Below are 18511 nucleotides of genomic sequence, written 5' to 3'. Positions count from 1 at the left end.
CCCTCCACATTATGATTTTTTCTTATTCAGCAATTGATCAACATAGTCTTCTTTGTTAACTTGACGTGCACGTGCTACAGACAATGCTTTTGATGGAACATTCTCTGTAATTGTAGAGCCTGCTGCCACATAAGCACCGTCTTCAACTGTTACAGGAGCCACAAGGTTTGAATTACATCCAATAAATACCCCGTTACCAATCACAGTTTTGAATTTATTCTTACCGTCATAGTTCACCGTAATTGAACCACAACCAAGATTCACGTCTTCTCCAACTTGTGCATCCCCGATATAACTTAAGTGTGAAGCTTTACTTCTATTACCAAAAACAGTTTTTTTGATTTCCACGAAGTTTCCAACGCGTACTTCATCTCCAATAACTGAATCTGGGCGAATATGTGCAAATGGGCCAACCGATACTTCTGTACCAAGCTTACTATCATGTACAGTAGATTGACGAATTGTCGTACGATCTCCAATTTCACTATCGCGAATTACTGTATGCGGTCCAATCTCACAATCAGAACCAATTACAGTGTTCCCCTCAATAATTGTTCCTGGATGAAGAACTGTATCACTACCGATAATTGCATCAGCAGAAATATACGTGTTACTTGGATCAATAATAGTAACACCATTTACCATGTTCTTTCGGTTGATACGGTTTTTCATAATAATTTCCGCTTGCGATAGAGCGACTCTGTCGTTAACACCTAACGTTTCATCGAAGTGCTCTGTTTGATAAGCTGATACAATATGACCTTCATTTTTTAAAATTTCAATAACATCTGGCAGGTAATATTCACCTTGTACGTTATCATTTGAAACTTTAGAAAGTGAAGCGAATAAAGCTTTATTATCAAAACAATACGTACCTGTATTGATTTCTTTAATAGCTAATTCTTTCTCATTTGCATCCTTATGCTCAACAATCTTTTCAACGTGACCATTCTCATTACGAACGATACGACCATATCCAGCAGGTTCTTCTATGTAAGCTGTTAATACCGTTGCCATTGCCCCTGCTTCTTTATGTTGCTGAAGTAATGCTTCCATCGTTTCAGCAGTTATTAGCGGTGTATCACCACAAATAACTAAAGTTGTTCCTTCTTCGTTTGCAAGTACACTTGCAGCTTGATCTACAGCATGTGCTGTGCCAAGTTGTTCTGCTTGTAATGCAAACTCACTTACGTTTCCTAGCTGTTCTTGTACCATTTCAGCACCATGTCCTACGACTGTTACAAGTTTCTGCAATCCTAATTGAGATACTTGATCGACAACATGTTGTACCATAGGTTTTCCACATACAGGATGAAGCACCTTGTATAGTTTAGACTTCATACGTGTGCCTTTACCTGCCGCTAGAATCACTGCAAATCTGTTTGACATATAGACCCTCCATCGCAACCTATTTATCCATTAACGATATTATCCTAAATCATCATATATTTCAAGAAACACATTTTAACTATTAAATTTTACCATAATTCTTATAAGATGTTTTACTCTTTAGTATCTTTTTTAAGAAATAAGCTATACTATTTAAAATGATTTTGAAAAAATTAGAAGTTCCCACCCTTCTTTTTATTAATTTAGAATTTTCCGAATAAAATATATGTATAAACACAAAAAAACAAACCCCTGTAAATGCTTACAGGAGTTTGTTGCAAAATTATAGGGCTTCTCTAAAAAGCCCTTTTCATTCGAATTTTACGAAGCACCCGCTTCTTCAAACTCAACCTCTTCTAACTCGCCTAAACGATGATACTCTGTTAAAACCGCATCTTGAATTTTAGAGCGTGTACCAGAATTAATTGGATGTGCAATGTCACGGAATTCTCCATCTGGAGTACGTTTACTTGGCATTGCTACAAATAATCCATTATTACCATCAATTACACGAATATCATGAACAACAAATTCATGGTCTAGAGTAATAGAGGCAATTGCTCTCATGCGGCCTTCTGTGTTTACGCGGCGTAATCTTACGTCAGTCACTTCCATCTTGTGTTCACCACCCTTTTCTAAATAAGCGATATATTTGTATAAATTCCACAAAATTTCTATTTTCCCTTTAATTTTTTAAAAATTTTTAAGATAAAAATTTTTAATGTAATTGAATATAGAGATTAGTAGAGGTTATCGCTTACAAAGAATTACTTAACTAGGGCAATTACTTCGATTTCAACTGAAACATCTTTCGGTAATTTTGCTACTTGTACACAAGAACGAGCTGGCTTATGAGCAGAGAAATAAGATCCATATACTTCATTAACAGCATTAAAATCATCCATATCTTTTAAGAATACTGTTGTTTTTACTACCGTATCAAATGAAGCACCTGCTTCTTCTAATACTGCTTGTAAATTTTGAAATACTTGCTCTGTTTGTACTGTTACGTCTCCTGCTACAAGCTCTCCACTTGCAGTTAACGGAATTTGTCCTGAACTGTAAAACATATTATTTACAATAATCCCTTGTGAATATGGTCCAATTGCTTGTGGTGCATTTTTTGTTTGAACAACTTTCATACTTTTCACCCTTTTATTATTTATTTTTACTCTTTAAAAATAGTGCACGAAAAGCAGTTTGTCCATCTATTTTGTAACTTATAAATAGAATAAAAAAAGATAAAGCTATTTGCTTTACCTTTTTACTCAGCCTCTACAAGCCCTTCATCAAATGGTGCCAGTGAATAATTTCCCTTTTCCACTTGAATCGCTTTTTCTTTCACATCAACTTCCGATAGACGAATCAATGATACATAGTTATTAATTAGTCTTTCTTCAATATCCGTGGATTCTACTAATACACCAATACCAACAACATTAGCCTTAAACTCTTCTAACATACTCATCATACCTTGAATTGTCCCGCCAGCTTTCATGAAGTCATCAATAATTAAAACATTTGATCCTTCCGGAAGACTACGCTTTGCTAACGTCATTGTTTGAATTCGCTTAGAAGAACCTGATACATAGTTAATACTAACAGTGGGTCCTTCTGTTACCTTATTATCTTTTCTTGCAATCACTACCGGTACATCTAAGTAGTTCGCCACTGCATATGCAAGTGGAATCCCCTTCGTTGCCACCGTCATAACTGCATCAATTGGTTGCCTAGCAAAAACAGAAGCAAACAAACGACCTGCGCCATTAATATGACGAGGATTACTTAAAAGATCTGTCATATATAAGTAACCACCAGGCAAAATACGATCTGGATTTTCGAATAAGCTACAAAGCTCACCAATAATTAGATCTGCCTCTTCTTCACTTATATATGGTATATATTTCACTCCTCCTGCTGCTCCTGGTATCGTTTGCAATGTGCCGACCCCTTGTTGTTCAAACGTTTGCTTAATAATAACTAAATCTTCACTAATAGAAGATTTAGCTGATTGATACCTTTCAGCAAAAAAAGTGAGAGAAACTAGCTGACGAGGGTTTTGTAACAAGTAATAAGTCATATCGACTAATCTTGTACTTCGTCTAATTTTCATACTCTCACCTCAAATCACGAATATTCTAAACAAATCATAACGTATTATACGTCTTTATTCAAGCGTTTCTCGCTCTCCTAATAAACGTACTGCGTATACTTGTTCACAAAATCCTTTTAACCCGTTATATATACGATGCATTCGCGAATCATGGTGCACCAGACCGAATACAGTTGGACCACTACCACTCATTAATACAGCATCTGCCCCAAATCGCTTCATCTGTGCCTTAATACGTGCAACTTCAGGATGCATCGCAAACGTTACATCTTCTAAAACGTTACCGACAGTATCACAAATCCCTTTGTAGTCTCCAGCATTTATGACATCCACCATTTTATCTACATTTGGATGTGTAACTCGATTTAACTTTAAATTTCCATACACATCAGCAGTAGATACACCAATATGGGGTTTTGCTAAAATAACCCAACAAGAAGGTGGAGTTTTTATGTGCTCAATCTGCTCTCCTCTTCCAGTGGCAATTGCTGTCCCACCATATACGCAAAACGATACGTCTGACCCAATTTCTGCGCCAAGCTCTGCTAACTGATCAATTGTAAGCCCTAAATTCCATAATTTATTAAGACCACGTAATGTTGCTGCTGCATCACTACTTCCACCCGCTAATCCAGCTGCTACTGGAATCGTTTTTTCAATAGTAATAGATACACCTTTTTTTACATTAAACTTCTCTTTTAATAATTTCGCTGCTTGATAAGCCAGATTTCTTTGGTCGTCTGGGACATACCGATTATGGGATAAAATTTCAATACGGTCTTCTGCTAATTCCATTAGTTCTAAACGATCCGCTAAATCAATTGTTGTCATAATCATTTTCACTTCATGATATCCGTCTTGTCTTTTTCCCAGTACATCTAACGACAGATTAATCTTTGCTGGTGCTTTCACTAGTAGCTTCAATCTATTCACCCACTCTATGTACTCAATCTTTTATCGTTTATTTTACCATAAATTTATAGTAAGACGATGACACTTCCCTAATTATAACGAAAAGCATTCAGAATGAAACTACTTATGTAAAATGATGGCACCTTTTATAGTACAAAAAGCCGAGGAATCACTCCTCGGCTACCGTAGCATAGAAAGTATCTTACAACTACTGGTTTTGTTTCATTAATTGCTGTTCTGCAATTTCTATAGCACGTTTCACCATGTTACCAGCATCTTTCGCACGAATTCCGCCCCATCCTTCTTTCTGAACAACATCATAAAAGCCCAACTCTTTTGCAAGCTCTTCTTTAAATTGATTTGACATGACACCTCTTCGTCTACTCAATGCAGAGTCCCTCCTTATTTTGCTACGGTATCATTAGTATGCAAAATAATATAGCTTTTCATTTGTGGGAATATATGTAACGATACATGAATTATAAAATCACTTCATTATGAGGTTCACCATAAAATGTTAACTCTACTGTCTCTGTTAAAACATCCGCATAGCTATACGATACACGTTGTAACGCATCTTCTTGTTGATCCAGTTGTACAACAAAAACAGAACGGTACGTTTCTGCAAGTACACCTGATTGTTCTACAGTTTTTCTTCTCCCACTGTTCGCCTTTAACATCAGTCTCTGTCCAAGATGGTGATCTAATTCGCTTTTAATTTCATCTAAACGTTTTGACATATACTTCGTTACACCTCGCTGTAATTTAGATTGAACACTTAAAACACGATATATCTATCCCAATTATTAACCGCAACTCACAGACAATATCATTATAAAAGCATCATGCGTTCGAATAGATAGAAGAAATACTATATTGTAAAAGTATCATTATGTAGTCTGTGCGTTCTTGTCTCTTTTTATCCAAACTGATTTAAATCCTTTCCATACAAAAAAGCAAGATACATATGTACCTTGCTTATTCTTCATAATGTTGAAAAGGTAATCCAGTTCGTAAAATCCCCCTTGTTTCAATCCCGCCAAGTCCCTTTTCACCAGTAATCGTATTACGTACAACATCCCATACATTAACCCTTTCCATAAATGACGTAAAACTAATTTTACCAACCACATATACAGGGTCTAGTGCGTGAATATTAATTCTAGATGGGGAACTAGCAAAATTAGCGCCTGCTCGAATTAATGCTTCAAAGTGTGATTGACATGCCCCAGCAAAAATAACGAGTTGATCCAACGATGGATATTTTTTTCGCACTTCTCGAACAGCCTGTACAAAATGCCTTGAATGCCTATATGCTGCTAAATCTCCCTTTACTCCTTTTGATTTTGTATACGCATCGTGCCCTGTAATAACTAAAATGTCCGGACGAAAATGATCTATTAAATCTACTACCTTTTCATGCATCTCTGTTTCTTTACAATGAATACCTTGTACAGGAACACCAATTTTATTATATAAATCTAGGCACTTGCGCAAATATAACGGGTCTCCATCTATGTGCAAGACACGCCCTGGCATTTGAAAATAATTCACTTCACTTGTATATCCACCAGTTGAAGTGTGTTCATGCCTTTGTTTCATTAATACGTAATCTTGTTGAAACAAACGATACGTCCGCTCCATCGTTTCTTTCTCACGCTTCGCTCTCTTTTTATGTTCTCGTTGATCTATACTAATTAAATCTTCAAGTGGCGCATCTGCCACCAATCTAATTTCCTCTCCAAACAATATAGCTATCTCGCCTTTTATTTCTATAATACGAAAAAGAATATCCCTATTATGAGAGTATCGTTCCACTAATTCTCCAACATGTAAAGCCATTCTCCTACCTCCAAACTCATTAGGCCATCTTACCTGTTTTTAAAGTATGAATGTAAGAGGGGGAAGGTGACAAAAGGGACAGTTCAAGTTGAACTGTCCCTTTTATATTCTTATGATAACTTATGAAGAACTAATGCATTACTTAATGTTGCAAACTCCTCGATAGATAGCGTCTCGCCTCTTCGTTTCGGATCAATTCCTACTTCTGTTAAAATTCGATCCAACAGCTCTTTATCTTTCGGGAAACCATTTAAATTATTTGATAAATTATTCATTAAAGTTTTACGACGCTGTGCAAAACTTGCTCGTACTACTTCAAAGAAGAATGTCTCATCTGTTACCTCTACCACTGGTTTCGGACGCTTTAGGAGGCGGATAATTGCAGAATCAACATTTGGTTGTGGTACAAACACCGTACGCGGTACAGTCATAACTGTTTCTACCTCTGTATAATACTGAATAGCAATGGATAAAGAACCATACTCTTTCGTTCCAGGTTTAGCCGCTAAACGATCCCCAACTTCTTTTTGCATCATAACAACGAATCCACGAACCGGTAATTTCTCTTCCAGCAATTTAAATAAAATTGGCGTCGTAATATAGTATGGTAAGTTAGCTACTACCATTACATCTTGCCCTTCTTCAAATTGCTCACTAAACACCTCATGTACATCTGCCTTTAGTACATCTTTATTGATAACAGTAACGTTGCCATATGGAGCTAACGTCTCATCTAAAATCGGTAATAACCTTTGATCAATTTCAAAAGCCACTACTTTTTTAGCACGCTTCGCTAATTGTTCTGTTAATGCACCGATACCTGGTCCAATTTCAATTGCACCACTTTCTGAACCAATTTCAGCGTGATCAACGATACGATTTAATACATTCGTATCAATTAAAAAATTTTGTCCTAAACTTTTTTTGAATGAAAATCCATACTTTTCAACAATGTCTTTCGTACGATTTGGCGTTGCGATATCCTTCATTTTCTTTCCTCCTGTATGACTTGCTTATACGCTTCTGCAAATGATTCTTTTGAAACTTGAAACATTTGTAAACGTTTATGTAACTGTTTTGCGTTTGTATAACCAATCTTTAATAGCTTACCCATTCTTTCTCTGCGACTCTTTGCCATTTCTCCGCCCACTAAACCTGCATCGACTAAATCGCTCCAACTGATTTCACTTGTGTAAGCTTCCATTTCTTCATGTATATTCTCTAAAGCACGGCGAATTGATTCATTAGAAGCATGTTCAATTCCGACACCTTTTTTCCTCTTAGCAAGTGCTTCTTCCTTCGGTAAAAACGCATGTTTACATCCAGGCACCTTATCAGAAATAATTTTTCGAATACGCTCTCCAGGATAATCCGGATCTGTGAAAATAATAACGCCTCGTTTTTGCAGCGCTAATTTAACTTGTTCAATAACATGATCACCGATTGCTGAACCGTTCGTTTCAATTGTATCCGCATCAACAGCACGCTTAATCGCAACTGTATCATCTTTACCTTCTACAACGATAATCTCTTTAATTTTCATGCTTGCCTCCACACTCGTTTCGTCTCTACTTAGTAAAACAAAAAAATGACGACTTTTCCATTATTATTTTCCCCATTGTTACATTTTAAAAAGTAGAATGTCCAAAACTTTGTTCTCTCTCCTTATTGTACCACTTACTCATTCGCCCTTATCTTCTCTGTCACGCCTGCTATTTTTTCACAAAAATAAAAAAGAATGGGTTCTCCCACTCTTTTATTCAACGCCAAATAAAGCTTTTGCATTTTTCGTTGTCATTTCTGCTACTTCCTCATAAGAAATTCCTTTTAAGTTCGCAATTTCTTCTGCTACGAGTTTTACATAACTTGGTTCATTTCGTTTCCCGCGAAATGGATGCGGTGTTAAATACGGACAATCCGTCTCTATTAATAATTTCTCTAATGGAATCTCCGTAGCAACTTCTTTCGGTTTCTTAGCGTTTTTAAATGTAACTGGTCCACCTAACGAAATTAAAAAGTTCATATCAACACATCGCTCCGCTACCTCTACGCTACCGCTAAAGCAATGCATAATGCCTCCTACTTCAGCTGCATTCTCTTCTTCTAGAATATCCACAATATCTTGAGTTGCATCGCGGTTATGTATAATAATCGGCAATTTTACTTTTTTCGCTAATGCAATTTGTTTACGGAATACTTCTTTCTGTATTTCTTTTGGAGACTTATCCCAGTGATAATCTAAGCCCATCTCTCCAAGTGCAACGACCTTAGGATGAGAAGCAAGTTCTTCTAACCAAGTTAAATGCTCTTCTGTCATGTCGATTGCATCAACAGGGTGCCATCCAACCGCAGCATAAATAAAATCATAGGCTTCAGTTAATTCAATCGCCTTTTTTATCGTTACTTCATCAAAACCAACAACAACTGTATAAGTAACACCCGCTTCTTTCATTCGGACAATCACTTCTTGCAAGTCTTCTTCAAATTGCTCTGCATTCAAATGTGAATGTGTATCAAACAACATCATACATAACTCCTTTTATATTGAAATCAAATTTATTCTACGCAAATAAGCTCTTTTATAACTTAACGATAACAATACTACAATCTTAATGCAAAAATTGAGGTGTAAAAAGAAAAAAGACGCTTCACACATGTTACACGTGAAACATCTCTTTTCTTGTCTTAATTACTTAATTTTTGTACCGTTTGGTAGATTTTGGTCGATTGATGCTAATGACAATACGCCATTCTCTTCACCTGCTAAAATCATACCTTGTGATAATTCACCGCGTAATTTTACAGGTTTTAAGTTTGTTACACAAATAACTTTTTTACCTTTTAAATCTTCCGGCGAATAGAACTTTGCAATGCCAGAAACCACTTGACGTTTTTCTGTGCCTAAGTCTAGTTGAATTTTTAACAACTTGTCTGCTTTTTTCACAGGTTCCGCAGATAGAACTTCAGCTACGCGTAATTCTACTTTAAAGAAATCATCAATTGTAATTTCTTCTGCCTTCGGTTCTTCTTCTTTTTTCTCTTCTACTTTAGGAGCAGAGGCTTTCATTTGTTCTTTAATGTACGCTACCTCTACTTCCATTTCTAAACGAGGGAAAATCGGGTTTCCTTTTTCTACTTTTGTTCCAGCTGGAATGCATCCAATTGTAGACAGGCTTTCCCAAGATGTATGTGCTTCTTCAGTAAGGCCAAGCTGAGCAAACATCTTGCTTGGTGCTACTGTTAAGAATGGCATAAGCATAATACCTGTTTGACGAAGTACTTCTGCTAAGTGAGCCATTACAGAGGCTAACTTTTCACGATCATTCTCATCTTTCGCTAATACCCACGGTTGTGTTTCGTCAATATATTTATTCGTACGGCTAATCAATTGCCAAATTGAGCTTAGAGCTACAGAGAATTCCATGTTCTCCATTGCTTCTTCCACTTTTTTCAATGTATCCTGTGCAAACGTTACTAATGTTTCATCAAATTCCGTTACATTTGCTTTAAATGCAGGAATTTCTCCGTTAAAGTACTTATCAATCATAGCTACTGTACGATTTAATAGGTTACCTAAGTCATTTGCTAAATCGAAATTAATACGCTCCACAAATCCTTCTGGTGTGAATACGCCATCAGATCCAAATGGAACTTCACGAAGTAAGTAATAACGTAATGCATCTAATCCGTAACGATCGATTAATGTAACTGGATCTACTACGTTTCCTTTTGACTTACTCATCTTTCCATCCTTCATTAGAATCCAACCGTGAGCAAAGACTTTTTTCGGAAGAGGTAAATCTAATGCCATTAAAATGATTGGCCAATAAATCGTATGGAAACGAACGATTTCTTTTCCAACTAAATGCACATCTGCTGGCCAGAACTTCTTATACATCTCTTCATTTTCTGTTCCATAACCTAATGCTGTAATGTAGTTAGATAATGCGTCAACCCATACGTAAATAACGTGTTTCGGATTACCTGGAACACGAACTCCCCATTCAAATGAAGTACGAGAAACTGCTAAATCTTCTAAGCCTGGTTTAATAAAGTTATTAATCATTTCATTCTTACGAGACTCTGGCTGAATGAAATGTGGATTCTCTTCATAGAACTTTAATAGTCTGTCAACATATTTACCCATTCTAAAGAAATATGATTCTTCACGAACAAGTTCTACATCATGACCACTGTCTGGACTTTTTCCCCCAACTACTTTGTCACCTTCCATAATTGGATCTACTAATTGATGCTCTGTATAGAATGTCTCATCTTGTACAGAATACCAACCTTCATACTCATCAAGATAAATATCACCTTGATCTACTAGTTGCTTGAAGATTTTTTCGACAACATCTTTATGACGATCTTCCGTTGTACGAATAAAATCATCATAGGAGATATCCATCTTCTCCCAAAGTTCTTTAATTCCTGCAACGATGTTATCCACATATGCTTGTGGTGTAACATTTAATTCTTCTGCTTTCTTTTGGATCTTCTGTCCATGCTCATCAGTTCCTGTTAAATAATGAACATTATATCCTTGCATACGCTTATATCGTGCCATAGCATCCCCTGCTACTGTTGTATAAGCATGTCCAATGTGTAATTTTCCACTTGGATAATAAATTGGGGTAGTAATATAAAAGGATTTGTTTTCCTTTGTCATTGTTTTGGACCTCCCGGATAACCTCATATGTATTTATAAATAGTATATCAAAAACTTATATATAAAGTGAAACTTTAATCTGTGAGGATCTTGTTCATTCCCACGGATTATCAACCCACACCAATCGGACTTTTACGAGCAATCCGACTTCCACTTAACTTCTTTGGCCCAGCCGAATTTAAAATTTAGAATCTTACTACTCGTTAATGCAGGATAAAAACAACTTCATATTTTTATATTTATCATCTATTACTCATATTTCAAGAAAATATACAGTCATTACCTATAATTTCTGAACTTTTCTGAAAATAAAGTGAAATAATAGTAGAAATTACTCAAATTCTATTATATATAAGAAGTAAGAAATCTATAAATCTTTTTAAAAAATATAGAATTAAAGAATTGACGGAAATGTAAATGATTGGTATCATATGTCCATAGGGTATTTTGTCGAAAAATGACGAATCTAAAAATAGACTCGAAACTTATAAACTATTTCTTTAGGAGGAAAAGAATTATGAAATCTACTGGTATCGTTCGTAAAGTTGATGAATTAGGTCGTGTAGTAATTCCGATTGAATTACGCCGTACTTTAGGTATTGCAGAAAAGGATGCTCTTGAAATCTATGTTGATGACGAGAAAATCATCTTAAAAAAATATAAGCCAAACATGACTTGCCAAGTAACTGGTGAAGTATCTGATGGTAACCTATCTTTAGCTGAAGGTAAAATTATCTTAAGCAAAGAAGGCGCTGAGCAAATCTTAAACGAGCTTCAAGATTATATCGAAACAGCAAAATAAGCTTCTCAATTATGAGAAGCTTATTTTTTATCGACATGATAGATTTGATATACATCGCGTTTCGACAAATCTCGATCTTTAGCAACTGTTTTTATCGCCTCTTTTGAATTCATACCTTTTTCGTTTATATAATGTTCAATATGGTCATATACCGAAATAGTTTCCCACCATTGTTCCTCTGGAGCAGGTTCTTCCGTTGAACCAGCTACTAAAATACAAAACTCACCACGAACTTCATTTTGTTTCGTCCACTCAATTGCTTCTTCAACTGTTCCACGAATAAATTCCTCGAATTTTTTTGTTAACTCTCGGCACAATACAATTTCTCTATTTCCCAATACTTCTTGCATCGAGATTAAAGTATCATCCAAACGGTGAGGTGCTTCATAAAACATCATTGTAGTTTGTATATAACGAAGCTTCTCTAACTCCATTTTTCTTTCTTTTTTATTTCTTTGTAAAAATCCATAGAAATAAAACTGTTTTGTTTCAAGGCCTGATGCAATTAATGCTGTAAGGGCTGCATTTGCCCCAGGAAGCGGGATAACATGATACTGTTCCGCTACAGCCTCTACAACAATATCGTAACCTGGATCGGAAATACACGGCATACCAGCATCACTAACAAGTGCTACTGTCTTTCCTTCGTCTAACTTATCTAATATTTTCTTCCCACTTACTTCCTTATTATGCTCATGGTAACTCATAACAGGCGTTTCAATTTCGAAGTAATTACAAAGTTTTTTCGTTTGTCTCGTATCTTCAGCAGCAATTAAATCCGCTTCTTTTAAAATTCGGATTGCACGAAATGTCATATCTTCTAAATTCCCAATAGGGGTTGGTACTAAATATAAAACGCCCTTTTCATTTTGTTGAAAACTTTTTTGTTGCCACATAAGGTTCTCCTTTTTGCATATATTCTTCTTTTTGTTTTCTATTTAATTGCTTAAAATAGTACTCTGCTTGCATAGCTGTACGCTTATCTTCATGAAACTCTACGTATTTTAAAGCAACAGGAAGTCTAGCACGCGTATACTTAGCCCCTTTTCCGCTATTATGGGTCTCAATCCGCTTCTCTATATGATTTGTATATCCAGCATAGTAACTTCCATCAGAGCACTCCACTACATAAAAACAATGCTTATTCTTCTCCATATAAAATAGAACGAATCTCCTTTGTATATTCATTATTTTCTTCATATACAAAAAGAGGTGGCAATATTTTTAAATCTGCGTTTCCGTCCTTAATTCCTTCAATTAACAATGTATTCGCTTCTTTTCCTGCCTTAGGATAAACAAATCGTACACGCTTCGGTTCAATTTTATACTTACGCATTAATGTAACAATGTCTAGTAAACGACCTGGACGATGTACAAATGCTACTTTCCCGCCTTGCTTTACTAGCTGACTACTTGCAGATACAACATCCTCTAGTGTACACATAATTTCATGACGAGCTATTGCTAAATGTTCATTCATATTTTTTTCAGAAGTTGCAGGTGTTTGGAAATAAGGCGGATTACATGTGACAACATCATATTGATGACGTCCAAGTTTCTCCAGCATATCTTTCAAATCCCCGTGTATTAAGTGAATTCTTTCTTCCAACTTATTGTATTGAACACTTCTTATTCCCATATCATATAAGCGTTCTTGAATTTCTACACCAGTAATATTCCCTTTCGTCCTTGTACTTAATAGAAGGGGCACAACGGCATTACCTGTACACAAATCAAGTAAATTACCTTTTTGAATTGGCACCCAAGCAAAGTCTGCAAGTAAAACAGCATCTAACGAGAAATTAAATACTGATGGGCTTTGTATAATCTTCAAATCTTGTGCTAATAAGTAATCTAAACGTTCATCTTCATATAAATTCATATGTTGCTCCTTTTCTTACACTTAACCTACCCTATTTCATCTTCTACTAATAAAAAACATATTCGATTCTACTCTCATGTATAAAAAATTACCTTTCCAATTATTATTGGAAAGGTAATTTCACTTTTTATTTAAAAATGACAGGCAGAATAAACAATCTCCCTCTTTACGTACACTTCCATAATGCAGATTACAAATATGAAAACCTTCTTGATATAGTCTTGCTAAATTATCGTAGCCTTCACCAATATCTGTCTTCGGCTTCACTTCTTTACGTTTTTGAGTTTTTTGTTTTTCTTTAATCTGCACTTCTTCAAAGCGGTGTCGCAAATTTTCATTTTCCATTTTTATATGTTGGTTTTCTTCCAGTAACTCTGCAAGATGTTGTTTTAATTCTCCCAACTGTTTGTATAAATGTCCAATTTGCTCTTCCATACTAGAAACCGATGCAAAAATATCTTTTTTCTCCACAAGCACCCACCTCATTAATCTGTGGTTTGACTCGAAACGACCCCTTTATTCACTAACTCATCTAACGTATATTCTACTATCCGTTCCTTGTCTACTAGTTCCACTTGAATTAATCTTTCTAAAATATTTAATCCGATAACACGGCCAGTACCATGCGGGGTTTGTATACGTTGATCTAAATCAGGAAGTTGTTCCTTTGCTGCCTCATATTCATCGTTCTCATATTTTAAGCAACACATTAAGCGACCACATAAACCAGAGATTTTTGCAGGATTTAATGATAAATTTTGATCCTTTGCCATCTTAATGGATACAGGTTCAAAATCCCCTAAAAAAGTAGAACAACAAAGCATACGACCACATGGACCAATACCACCAAGCATTTTCGCTTCATCACGAACACCAATTTGTCTTAGTTCAATTCTTGTCCTAAAAATTGCTGCTAAGTCCTTCACTAGTTCGCGAAAATCAATCCGACCATCCGCAGTAAAGTAGAAAATAATTTTATTGCGATCGAACGTATACTCTACATCTACAAGTTTCATATCAAGATTATGTTCTACTACCTTTTGCTGACAAACTTGATATGCTTCTTTTGCAGCATGTTTGTTCTCTTCAACAATGGTACGATCGTTTTCATTTGCAATGCGAATAACCTTTTTTAGCGGTAATACAACGTCGTTTTCATCAACTTGCTTTTTGGTAATAACTACTTTTCCGTATTCAATACCTCTTACCGTTTCTACAATTACAAACTCATTTTCAGAGATATCGAACTGATTCGGATCAAAGTAATACACCTTTCCGGCCTTCTTAAAGCGAACACCTACTACATCATACAAAACGGTCATCCCTCCTGCAACCGCAACACTAACTGTTCGAACACAAGCTGCGCATTTACATTAGCGTTGATTCTATTTTTTGCCTCTAATATATTAAAGAGAGCTGATACAATGCGCTTCTGAGCGTAGGAGAAAGATTCAAACATCTCTTTCTGCTCATGAAAAACAAGACGATCTTCTTCTCCAAGTTGAACATATAATAAATCCTTATAAATAAGGAGTAACATATCTAAACCTTGCTGTAATTGTTCTTTCTCTCCAAAGTGTTTTCCCCATTTTTCTTGTACAAAAAAAATAGAGGCTTTATCTTTTTCGAGCGCTTCACATAATTTTATCACTAAAGCTCGTGCTTGTGCAAACCATTCATCACTACATAAAGCTAAAGCTTCATCAAAACTATTTGTGAGTTGTGCAGCAAGTGTCGATAAAGATGTCGTAACACCTTCATCCTGTAATCTTCTAATTAAAGATTCCGTAGGTAACGGTCTAAATGTAACAACTTGACAACGAGATAAAATCGTATTTAAAATTTGATGACTTTGTTCAGTAAGTAAAATAGCTGTTGTATCACTACTTGGTTCTTCTAAAAATTTTAACAGTGTATTCGCCGCATTTGCTGTCATACGGTCTGCGTGCTCAATAACATATACTTTTTTATTTGCTTCTAATCCTGTTTTTGAAAACTCTTCTTGTAAATCATGAATTTGCTGCTTCTTAATAGATAATCCGTCTGGTTTTACAATATGTAAGTTTGGGTGGTTACCTGAATCAATTCGCTTACAATTTGTACATACATGACAAGGCTCTACCCCATTCCGCTGAGAACAGAGGAAACTCTTTGCCATTTGAATTGCTGTCGCAAACTTTCCTGTCCCTTTCCCTCCCTCTAACAAGTAAGCGTGGGATATACGCTCTTTTGCGATGCTATTCATCAACATTTTTACACCGATGGGTTGTATAGCAGAAAGCTGCTCCCACGTCTTCGTCATAATGCATACCTCACTTATTTCATTCTTTCCTTCTATTATAACAATTTATCTTCTATAACTTGAATAACTTCTTCTATAAGTTTTTCCATTGGTTGATCAGCATTTACTAATACAATACGATCCGAGAAACGTTCTACAACTTGTAAATACCCTTCACGCACACGTTTATGGAAAGTGATATCTTCCATATCTAACCGATTCACTTCACGTCCTGCATCTTTTGCAATTCGAGCTAAACCAACCTCTGGTTCAATGTCTAGGTAAATTGTTAAACTAGGCATGCAATCTTCTGTTGCGAAACGATTGATTTCAAATACTTTATCCATACCTAACCCTCTTGCATAGCCTTGATACGCTAAAGAGCTATCTATAAAACGATCACATAATACAAGGTAATCCTCATTAAGTGCCGGCATAACTTTTTCCACTAAATGTTGTCTACGTGCAGCGGCATATAGAAGTGCCTCTGTACGTGCTTCCATCATCGTATATTCTTGCTTATGTAAAATCGTTCTAATATCCTCAGAAATTGCAATACCACCTGGTTCTCTCGTCGCCATTACCTTTTGTTCCTTTTGTTCAAAGTATGGCAATAAACCTTGAATTAACGTTGTTTTACCCGAACCTTCTGGCCCCTCAATTGTTACAAATAATCCCTTCATCCTAAAACCTACTTTCTATATCATACACTTTCATATATTTCGTGCTACCTTGAAAACGGGCGCCTGCTCTCTCTAAATGCATAATTTGCTCTTTATGTTCTGAAGTAATTCTTTCCCCATACATAATCAATGGAATACCAGGTGGATATGGAATTACCATTTCCCCCGCTATCATCCCAACTGCTTCTTCTACAGATACTACTTTTGTTTCATATCCTTCCAGTTGTTTATATGTATACGGTAAAGGAGAAATTTCTCCTTTATAAGTATAACGAATAGATTCTGTCTTGTCTTTCACCTCATAAGATTGCAATGCCGCCCGGATCATCTCTATAGCCTTCATATACGTCTTATTTACTTGCAAAGGCAAAATAAATAAGACATTATATGGATCTGCCATTTCGGTATATATACCAACCTTTTCTAATACAGATTGTAATTCGTATCCTGATAACTGACAACGTGTCTGTACGGTAACTTTTAGCTCGTCTTGTAATGGATATTGTAAAATAGCTATTTGTGGGATAGAAGACAATTCTTCTTTAAATTCCCGTAAAAACTCGACAATTTCATCATGTCCCTTTTCTTTTATACGCGCTATCGTAAAGCGTGCAATATCAAGAGAAGCCATAATTGGATACGATGGACTACTAGATTGTAGCATACTTAAATAAGTAGAAACTCTTTCTTCTTTCACTAAGCGGCTATTTATATGTAAATAGGATCCCATCGTCATCGCAGGTAATGTTTTATGTGCGGAATGAACTACAATATCTGCACCATATGCTAAAGCTGACTTTGGAAATGCCCCGCCTAAACAAAAATGAGCTCCATGCGCTTCATCTACTAACACAGGAATTTTATGTGCATGTGCATAAGCAATGCTTGCCTCTAAATCCATCCCCATACCATAATAATTAGGATGTGTTAAAATAAGTGCTTTCGCATTTGGATATTTTTCAATTGCTTCCTTAATAATCTCATCATGAATTCCCACGGGTACGTTATAAGCTTCATCAATCCATGGATCTAAAAAAATTGGATTTGCTCCTGCTAATTTTAAACCATTAATAATTGATTTATGACAATTTCTTTGTACAAGAACAATATCATGTTCCCTACAGCAAGACAAAATCATTGCTAAGTTCCCGACTGTTGAACCATTAATTAAAAAATAACTTTTTTCCACTTCATATACATCAGCTAATAATTGTTGTGCCTCATCTATACATTCAAACGGACTATGTAAATCATCTAACCCTGATAACTCAGTTACATCGATAGATAGTATATCTTTAAACCCCTCTACTGCCCCTTGAGGGAAGTTTAAACCATTTTTATGACCTGGAACATGAAAAGATAACAGCCTTCTTTCTTTAAACTCTATTAATGCTTCATATAAAGGTATGCGATTTTGATTCATCTATATCTCTTCCTTATTATTTCATTCTTTATCTATTATACAGAACAAAAAAAATAATAGGCATATGCCTATTTAAAAATATGATACTTCTAATTTCCGAAGCTGTTTTAAATAATATATATACTTCGGATCATTTGTTTCTGTATTCACCATGTCCTTTTCACATTCATAACATATTAAATTATTATAAACATATATCCCTTCTTTTCTTTCTGTCTCACAAACAATACAAACTTCGTTTTGTGATTTCATATCTTTTCCTCCCTATTTAAATGGACATATTTTATACTTCTATTCCTTAACAATTTACAGAAAAATATACATCGATTTCTTATATAATATGATTCATCCTTGGGCAACGTGTTTGTATTACCATTACTTCTTTTTGCATACTGTTTGAAAACACAAAAAAACACAAGTCAAAAGACTTGTGTTTTTAGTTGCTTGGCGACGTCCTACTCTCACAGGGACAAGGTCCCAACTACCATCGGCGCTAGAGAGCTTAACTTCCG

At 35.6% G+C, this 18511-nt stretch carries 22 protein-coding genes; 1 reads left to right on the top strand and 21 read right to left on the bottom strand.

Annotated features, from left to right (window positions below):
• Positions 1 to 9: 9 nt before the first annotated feature.
• The 12 genes from glmU to metG all read right to left on the bottom strand — a co-directional run bounded on the left by glmU (position 10) and on the right by metG (position 10928).
• Entirely contained in the window at positions 10 to 1389 is a 1380-nt protein-coding gene (gene glmU / locus PDQ68_RS23625; protein WP_000071036.1) for a bifunctional UDP-N-acetylglucosamine diphosphorylase/glucosamine-1-phosphate N-acetyltransferase GlmU, read from the bottom strand.
• Between the two features lie 321 nt (positions 1390 to 1710).
• Positions 1711 to 2004: a septation regulator SpoVG gene (gene spoVG / locus PDQ68_RS23620; RefSeq protein WP_000454041.1), complete on the bottom strand. Its 294-nt coding sequence runs from the start codon at positions 2002 to 2004 to the stop codon at positions 1711 to 1713.
• Between the two features lie 152 nt (positions 2005 to 2156).
• A complete protein-coding gene (locus tag PDQ68_RS23615) occupies positions 2157 to 2531 on the bottom strand; it encodes a RidA family protein (RefSeq protein WP_000869804.1) in 375 nt (124 codons plus the stop codon).
• A 122-nt stretch (positions 2532 to 2653) separates the two neighbouring features.
• The gene (purR, locus tag PDQ68_RS23610) at positions 2654 to 3502 is read right to left on the bottom strand and encodes a pur operon repressor (RefSeq protein ID WP_000702474.1); all 849 of its coding nucleotides are present in this window, start codon (positions 3500 to 3502) and stop codon (positions 2654 to 2656) included.
• 54 nt (positions 3503 to 3556) lie between these two features.
• Positions 3557 to 4426, bottom strand: coding sequence for a 4-(cytidine 5'-diphospho)-2-C-methyl-D-erythritol kinase (gene ispE, locus PDQ68_RS23605; protein ID WP_000772094.1), 870 nt, complete (start codon positions 4424 to 4426; stop codon positions 3557 to 3559).
• Between the two features lie 196 nt (positions 4427 to 4622).
• On the bottom strand, positions 4623 to 4802 hold the full coding sequence (gene sspF / locus PDQ68_RS23600; protein WP_001985066.1) for an acid-soluble spore protein SspF: 180 nt from the start codon (positions 4800 to 4802) through the stop codon (positions 4623 to 4625).
• Positions 4803 to 4893: 91 nt separating this feature from the next.
• Complete coding sequence (gene veg / locus PDQ68_RS23595; RefSeq protein ID WP_000044349.1) at positions 4894 to 5154, bottom strand: biofilm formation stimulator Veg; 261 nt, start codon at positions 5152 to 5154, stop codon at positions 4894 to 4896.
• Between the two features lie 238 nt (positions 5155 to 5392).
• The gene (gene yabG / locus PDQ68_RS23590) at positions 5393 to 6256 is read right to left on the bottom strand and encodes a sporulation peptidase YabG (protein WP_001173738.1); all 864 of its coding nucleotides are present in this window, start codon (positions 6254 to 6256) and stop codon (positions 5393 to 5395) included.
• A 110-nt stretch (positions 6257 to 6366) separates the two neighbouring features.
• Positions 6367 to 7245, bottom strand: a complete 879-nt coding sequence (gene rsmA, locus PDQ68_RS23585) for a 16S rRNA (adenine(1518)-N(6)/adenine(1519)-N(6))-dimethyltransferase RsmA (RefSeq protein WP_000651552.1) — start codon at positions 7243 to 7245, stop codon at positions 6367 to 6369.
• Positions 7242 to 7799 (bottom strand): ribonuclease M5, encoded by a 558-nt coding sequence (gene rnmV / locus PDQ68_RS23580; RefSeq protein ID WP_000692830.1) that lies wholly within the window; start codon positions 7797 to 7799, stop codon positions 7242 to 7244. Before rnmV ends, rsmA begins: the two co-directional genes overlap by 4 nt.
• A 213-nt stretch (positions 7800 to 8012) precedes the next feature.
• A complete protein-coding gene (locus PDQ68_RS23575; protein WP_270787007.1) occupies positions 8013 to 8780 on the bottom strand; it encodes a TatD family hydrolase in 768 nt (255 codons plus the stop codon).
• 165 nt (positions 8781 to 8945) lie between these two features.
• Positions 8946 to 10928 (bottom strand): methionine--tRNA ligase, encoded by a 1983-nt coding sequence (metG, locus tag PDQ68_RS23570; RefSeq protein ID WP_270787005.1) that lies wholly within the window; start codon positions 10926 to 10928, stop codon positions 8946 to 8948.
• A gap of 517 nt (positions 10929 to 11445) precedes the next feature.
• Between metG and PDQ68_RS23565 the strand changes: the two genes are divergently transcribed.
• A complete protein-coding gene (locus PDQ68_RS23565; protein ID WP_000843036.1) occupies positions 11446 to 11730 on the top strand; it encodes an AbrB/MazE/SpoVT family DNA-binding domain-containing protein in 285 nt (94 codons plus the stop codon).
• 20 nt (positions 11731 to 11750) lie between these two features.
• On the opposite strand, the gene rsmI is transcribed toward PDQ68_RS23565, so the two are convergent.
• The 9 genes from rsmI to PDQ68_RS23520 all read right to left on the bottom strand — a co-directional run bounded on the left by rsmI (position 11751) and on the right by PDQ68_RS23520 (position 18251).
• Positions 11751 to 12626, bottom strand: coding sequence for a 16S rRNA (cytidine(1402)-2'-O)-methyltransferase (gene rsmI, locus PDQ68_RS23560; protein ID WP_000267806.1), 876 nt, complete (start codon positions 12624 to 12626; stop codon positions 11751 to 11753).
• Positions 12595 to 12885, bottom strand: a complete 291-nt coding sequence (locus tag PDQ68_RS23555; RefSeq protein ID WP_000414339.1) for a GIY-YIG nuclease family protein — start codon at positions 12883 to 12885, stop codon at positions 12595 to 12597. Before PDQ68_RS23555 ends, rsmI begins: the two co-directional genes overlap by 32 nt.
• Entirely contained in the window at positions 12872 to 13612 is a 741-nt protein-coding gene (locus PDQ68_RS23550) for a tRNA1(Val) (adenine(37)-N6)-methyltransferase (protein WP_061183154.1), read from the bottom strand. Before PDQ68_RS23550 ends, PDQ68_RS23555 begins: the two co-directional genes overlap by 14 nt.
• Positions 13613 to 13732: 120 nt before the next feature.
• The gene (yabA, locus tag PDQ68_RS23545; RefSeq protein WP_000412056.1) at positions 13733 to 14083 is read right to left on the bottom strand and encodes a DNA replication initiation control protein YabA; all 351 of its coding nucleotides are present in this window, start codon (positions 14081 to 14083) and stop codon (positions 13733 to 13735) included.
• A gap of 14 nt (positions 14084 to 14097) precedes the next feature.
• Complete coding sequence (locus PDQ68_RS23540; protein WP_000272429.1) at positions 14098 to 14925, bottom strand: PSP1 domain-containing protein; 828 nt, start codon at positions 14923 to 14925, stop codon at positions 14098 to 14100.
• 5 nt (positions 14926 to 14930) lie between these two features.
• Positions 14931 to 15914: a DNA polymerase III subunit delta' gene (holB, locus tag PDQ68_RS23535; protein ID WP_000169574.1), complete on the bottom strand. Its 984-nt coding sequence runs from the start codon at positions 15912 to 15914 to the stop codon at positions 14931 to 14933.
• Between the two features lie 35 nt (positions 15915 to 15949).
• The gene (gene tmk, locus PDQ68_RS23530) at positions 15950 to 16576 is read right to left on the bottom strand and encodes a dTMP kinase (RefSeq protein WP_000677230.1); all 627 of its coding nucleotides are present in this window, start codon (positions 16574 to 16576) and stop codon (positions 15950 to 15952) included.
• A gap of 1 nt (position 16577) precedes the next feature.
• Positions 16578 to 17999, bottom strand: coding sequence for an aminotransferase class I/II-fold pyridoxal phosphate-dependent enzyme (locus tag PDQ68_RS23525; protein ID WP_061183153.1), 1422 nt, complete (start codon positions 17997 to 17999; stop codon positions 16578 to 16580).
• A gap of 72 nt (positions 18000 to 18071) precedes the next feature.
• The gene (locus tag PDQ68_RS23520; RefSeq protein ID WP_000842028.1) at positions 18072 to 18251 is read right to left on the bottom strand and encodes a sigma factor G inhibitor Gin; all 180 of its coding nucleotides are present in this window, start codon (positions 18249 to 18251) and stop codon (positions 18072 to 18074) included.
• Positions 18252 to 18511 lie beyond the last annotated feature (260 nt).

Source organism: Bacillus cereus group sp. Bc010 (assembly GCF_027716745.1).
In the GTDB taxonomy this organism is placed as follows: Bacteria; Bacillota; Bacilli; order Bacillales; family Bacillaceae_G; genus Bacillus_A; species Bacillus_A pacificus.
Note: the sequence above shows the minus strand (reverse complement) of the source record. Positions and strands in the feature narration are given on the sequence as shown.